Source organism: Streptomyces sp. ADI96-02 (assembly GCF_003846185.1).
GTDB lineage: Bacteria > Actinomycetota > Actinomycetes > Streptomycetales > Streptomycetaceae > Streptomyces.
On the sequence record NZ_ML123034.1, the window covers coordinates 4,303,292 to 4,303,858 of the forward strand.

The 567-nt window shown below is 66.7% G+C and carries 1 protein-coding gene; it reads right to left on the bottom strand.

The features are described 5' to 3' along the window. A partial coding sequence (locus EES43_RS30695; protein WP_164493202.1) for a hypothetical protein occupies positions 1–567 on the bottom strand: 567 nt, incomplete at both ends.

Genomic DNA, 567 nt, shown 5'->3' on the forward strand with positions numbered 1-567 from the left:
TCGTCGTAGGTCTGGGCCTTCTTCTGTCCGTCCTCGGTGATGTGGGTGGTGCGGGAGGCGGCATCGTGCTCGTAGCCGGTCGTGGTGGTCTTCTCGGTGCCGTCGGCGGCGCGGGTGGTGGCCTTCACCTGGGAGAGGTTGGAGGCGAGGTCGTAGGCGTAATCCCACTGGCTGACCAGCGTTCCCTGCTCCGGGGTGTCGCCCTCGGTGACACGGGTCTGGGTGAGGTGGTTCTCGGTGTCGTAGGTGTGCGTGGTCGCGGTCTTCTTCTCGCTGCCGTCCTTCTCCCGCACGGTCGCGATGTCGGTGGCGAGCTGCCGCTGCGGGGTGTGGGTGTAGGCGTGCTCCGCGATCAGGTCTCCGCCGGGTGCCGTGTGCTTCTCACCGATGGGCAGAGCGGCGTCGTTGAACGTGTAGGTGCTCACCGCATCGTTGCCCCGGTCGATCTCCTCCAGCTGACCGGCGGCGTTGTGGGTGTAGGAGACCTTCGCCAGTTCCTTGCCGTCGCGTGTCTGGGTGGCCTGGGTCATCCGGCCGGTCTTCGCGTCGTAGGTGTACGTGGTGATC